Origin of the sequence: Moorena sp. SIO3B2, assembly GCF_010692525.1 — a bacterium.
In the GTDB taxonomy this organism is placed as follows: Bacteria; Cyanobacteriota; Cyanobacteriia; order Cyanobacteriales; family Coleofasciculaceae; genus Moorena; species Moorena producens.
Window position 1 is genome coordinate 1 of sequence record NZ_JAAHHE010000432.1, and the last position, 4533, is coordinate 4533.

The 4533-nt window shown below is 42.1% G+C and carries 3 protein-coding genes and 2 pseudogenes; 3 read left to right on the top strand and 2 right to left on the bottom strand.

Annotated features, from left to right (window positions below):
* Together F6K38_RS35415 and F6K38_RS35420 are read left to right on the top strand one after the other, a co-directional pair.
* Positions 1–220 (top strand): annotated as a pseudogene (locus F6K38_RS35415) (cytochrome b6-f complex subunit IV); the annotation flags it as partial.
* A 387-nt stretch (positions 221–607) separates the two neighbouring features.
* Positions 608–1954, top strand: coding sequence for an IS200/IS605 family accessory protein TnpB-related protein (locus F6K38_RS35420; RefSeq protein ID WP_502708310.1), 1347 nt, complete (start codon positions 608–610; stop codon positions 1952–1954).
* 189 nt (positions 1955–2143) lie between these two features.
* On the opposite strand, the gene F6K38_RS35425 is transcribed toward F6K38_RS35420, so the two are convergent.
* Both F6K38_RS35425 and F6K38_RS35430 read right to left on the bottom strand, forming a co-directional pair.
* A complete protein-coding gene (locus F6K38_RS35425) occupies positions 2144–3748 on the bottom strand; it encodes a mechanosensitive ion channel family protein (RefSeq protein WP_009149160.1) in 1605 nt (534 codons plus the stop codon).
* A 188-nt stretch (positions 3749–3936) separates the two neighbouring features.
* A complete protein-coding gene (locus F6K38_RS35430) occupies positions 3937–4110 on the bottom strand; it encodes a hypothetical protein (protein WP_009149157.1) in 174 nt (57 codons plus the stop codon).
* 307 nt (positions 4111–4417) lie between these two features.
* On the opposite strand from F6K38_RS35430, the pseudogene F6K38_RS44545 reads away from it, so the two are divergent.
* Positions 4418–4533 (top strand): annotated as a pseudogene (locus F6K38_RS44545) (glycosyl transferase group 1); the annotation flags it as partial.

A 4533-nucleotide genomic window follows, 5' to 3' on the forward strand; every position in this document is an offset into this window, starting at 1 on the left:
GCGGATTCTCCCTAATAAACTTTTGGGTATTGCTGCTATGGGATCAGTTCCCTTGGGTCTGATGCTGGTTCCCTTCATCGAAGGTGTGAACAAATTCCAGAACCCATTCCGCCGTCCAGTGGCAACTACGGTATTTTTATTTGGTACCCTAGTCACCATCTGGCTTGGTGTTGGTGCTACCTTACCCATTGATCAGTCTTTGACTTGGGGTCTGTTTTAAGATTCGCTTAACCATCAGTCTCATCCTACAACTAGAGTTTGAACTAGAGTTTGTGGGATTTCGAGTGGTTAGTGATTAGTCATTAAAAAAAAGCTTTTCTGAAAATCCCACGGCTCAATGTACGTGGGATTTTTGTTTGATAGCAATTTCCAAGAATTTCCTCCGTGCCAAGTATCTTAACCTACATTCCGCAGCTTAGCTCGCAGAGCTATGGTATTTTTGAACAAGACGTGAGACGCATTCCCCCACCTGGCCGCAGGCCACGCTACGCGAACGTTCAGGTGGGGGTTAGTCCACGCCAGTAACAAAAAAATAAACAATAAAAAACCTCTGGCAATCTATATTTTCATAGGTTAATATATTAGTTAATATAGTTGTTTTATATTAGTGAAGACACCAACCAAAGTGATCAGAACTGATAAGTGGAAGCTTAATCCTTCTCCCTCGCAAAAAGAATTATTTGCGGAGACGGTCAAAGTTTATCGTCAGGCTTGCAAGTATTTGGTTGGTATCATCTACACTCACTGGTCTGAACTTGGTGGATTGACAGCAGATCAATTAACTCCTGCTGTAGAGCGGCTAATGCATCAAACCGCCAAGCGACCTAATATAAAATACCCTCAGTTCAATCAAGCTTTTTACAAATTTCCCAGCTACTACCGTCGGGCTGCGATCTCGTTTGCGGCGGGACAGGTTAGTAGCTATGTCACTCGTTATAGGGACTGGCAATCTGGAAACAGAAAAAGAAAAGATAGTAAGCCACCAAAACTAAATGCTGGGACTGGTTGCTATCCTGCTTTATACAAAGGACAGTGTTATAAGTTACATGGTTTCGACCAAGTAGAAATTAAGGTTTTTGATGGTAAAAACTGGGACTGGACGAAAGTTCAAATTACCGGATTAAGAAACCGCCACACCTGTGGGACTAACAAAATCATGTCCCCGTCATTGATATTCAATGATAGGTACTGTCATTTATCTGTTCCATTTGCTTGCAAGCCAGAAAAGCGCAAGCCAGAAGGCAACGTTACTGCGGTAGATCTAGGCATCAATACCACCGCAACAATAGCAGTTGTAACCCACACCGGCACTGTAATCCACCGTGATTTCGTTCACCCCGGAAGAGACATAGACCGTAGGGACAAACGACTAAGATCCGTATCCGTCCGAGCCTCCAAGACTATGGGCAAAGGGGGGAAACTTCATAAAGGTTTCTGCTGTTTGACCTACCAAAAATGCCAAAGAATCAACAACCAAATTAGCCATATAGTTTCTAAACGAATTGTTGAGATTGCTGAGAAATTCAATTCTGAAGCAATCGTGTTTGAGAACCTCAAAGGATGGAAGCCTAAAGGTGGAAAAAAGAGATCTAACCTGAGGCAGAAATTTCACGGGTGGCTCAAAGCTAAAATTCGTGATTTCACAGAAATGAAGTGGACTGAACTTGGCGGAAAAGTTGTAGAAGTCGTGGCTGCTTACACTTCCAAACTGGCCTACGATGGCTCCGGTACGGTTAAACGAAATTCAAGAAATTACTCCCTAGCAACCTTCTTATCAGGTAAGTGTTTCAATGCCGACCTCAACGGCGCTTACAACATCGGGGCTAGAGGTGTACTTAAACTCGTTCGCAGAAATGGCAACGAGGGTCGTTCCAGCAAAAGATCTCGACGACCGCCTAGAAGCTGGGCGTGCTTGTGTGATCTGTGGACTAGCGGTAGTTCCAGATTAGCATAGGACACCACCACCTCGGTTAGCCAGGTGGTGGAAGCTTCATGCATGACCCCTAACTCTATTTACGCCTAGGTAATGGTAAAGATGTAGTGATTTGGCTAGGGTCTGGTCAAGGTAACGGGAGCTAAAGTCACTACTTGTGTACCACTACCTACGCCTAATAGGGGATGCAATCCGGCGATCGCAATCGCTTTATTTGGCTAGATAAGCTTGTCTGAGTTGCCAAATTAGTTCCCGATAAAGTTCATTTTTGACACGATTTCCCCGCTCGCAGTGTTCTAGCTTAATATCATCTACAAAAAACTTGACAGTCAAAACTTTGTTGGAGTCCATTTGTGATCCTCCCACCATCTTAATTTCTTCCATCCAAATTTTCGGATTTTGCCATTCGATGCGGGAGCGTTTAAATCGTTCTTGTAACCACATAATCAGATCATCAACAACATCATCAAATCGGGTATCATCAATGGAGAGATTATTCGCTCTCAGCCATAATTGATTGGCTTTGCGCTTAAGAATGGTAATTTTTTGTTCCCAAGACTCGCGCAGTAATTTATGATCTTCTAACAACAAATCTGGATCTTTGCACCAGGTGTTATACCATTCTCTGACTAAACCAATCAGGGAGTCTCCTCCAGATTGGGCATGCTCTCCTTCTTCTAAAGTTAATTTTCGTTGACGATTTCCCAAACGAACCGCTTGTGTCGATAAACCCATTTGCTCACAAATATTCAAATAATCTCCCTGAATTATACGGATTTCACTGTATTCTAAGCCTTCATTTTCAAACCGATCCACTTGCTCGGACAAGCGATCAAACGCATTTTCAATTTCCTCTAACTTATGATTCACTTTTTGTTCTGCTTTTAACCGGATTAAACCCACTTTTCGCTTCTGTTCTGCTCTGATTCCCGGCTTAGAAAATCCATAAAACTTTTCTAAAAGTTCAAGCTTGCGATCGATTAGTCCCATTGTGTCGGGGTGAGCTAAGATCACGTTTTCAATCAACTGAATTGCTTGACCGGGATCAACTGTTGACATGATCGGAAGTTCCAGTTGATCGTAATAATGGGGAGTTGGACGAGTGAGATTAACAATTTCTTTTGTTTCAAAGGTAGAATTAGGAAGGTAGACATCACTGTGGTTACTCACAACATACAGATGAGTAACTCGCAAACCAACTTTTTTGATCACTGCAAGTTGACCGGAAGACAGTAAAATCACATCTCCAAATTGAAAAGGAGTATCGACTAATAAAACCAAACCGCTCAGAAAATTGGCGAGGGAATCTTTGAATGCAAAGCCAAGAATAAAAGATGCTCCTCCAAGGGCGACCCAGACTCCAGCCACGTTTATTCCTAAAGTTTGTAAGAATAGTGAGCCGCCAATAACATAGACTAAAATAGGCAAGATGCCTTGAAGAATGGGAAGCAAAACATCATCCCACATGGCTTCTGTTTGCTCTGAATACTTCTTTAAGTAGTAGAGAATAACTTTAGTTAAAATTTGAGCGGTGACATAAGTGATTATCGCAATCATTGCAGCGGTTAATCCTCGATTTACCCAAACTTCATAATTTTCGCTTAGTTTAAGTTTAGGAATTAATGAAATTTGAATTCGTAAAAGTAGTACAAATAATAATAAAGGTTGACGTATAATTTTTAAGCTTGTGATTGCTGCGTCAGAGGAGAATCGACGAAATATAGGCGGAAGAATCACAAAGGTGATAACATATAATACCGCAATAATTCCTCCTAGAATTGCAAGGCTTTTTAAATATTCACTTAATACAATCATATTAACCTCTTGCTACTGGCTTCTGTAATAATTTTCACTTTTGCCCACACAACATTGAACTTTTTCCCCTGATTGTACACCATCAAGCCAGAATTGTATCAGGGTAAACGCAAGAAAAATGAACCCATAATATGAAATAACCGATGTCATCTCAAAATTTCCAATGGTTTTTGGCTTCGATACCCCCACTAACTTAACTGCAACCAGTCGCCAATCCTTGCCACTGCTGCCTGCAACCGATTGTGAACAGATTCAGCTAGCTTCTGACCCATCAGTTTGAGAACCTGGCTGATCCGTGAGGGAACAAAGGAGTACTTCATCCATTTGTGAGCATTGTGATGATTGCGCTGGAGCGCCACCATCGGAGGTGCTCAGGGGTGGGAAGACATAGAAACCCTGATTGACTGACAAGACCCTTGAAATGCTGATTATCCCGTAGGGAGCGCTTAGCCATAGGGTAACCCAATGAAAACCTCACTGGTCTTGGGTTTCGTTGCCTCAACCCAACCTACGCCATGATCTAAAGTCAGTCAACCAGCCTGCGGAATGTAGGATCTTAAGCGTATCTGCCATGGCTACAAGTTCTTGGTTGTTTTTCCCTAATATCCCTAATGCTATTAGAAATAGTTCGAGGCTAAGATAGGTGAATCGAATTCAAAACTAACGAATTTGAGCGGCACACAGAAAACAGCATCTAACTACGTATTCATTTTCCTAGAGATTTTTGAGTGTGAAGGGGGCATCCAATCCTACGTCAAAGATATTTTCGAGGCATATTTGTCTGT

Excerpts from the sequence above, each read along its gene's own strand:
- F6K38_RS35425 (WP_009149160.1), bottom strand. The coding sequence starts at position 3,748 with ATGATTGTATTAAGTGAATATTTAAAAAGCCTTGCAATTCTAGGAGGA.
- F6K38_RS35430 (WP_009149157.1), bottom strand. The coding sequence starts at position 4,110 with ATGGTGGCGCTCCAGCGCAATCATCACAATGCTCACAAATGGATGAAG.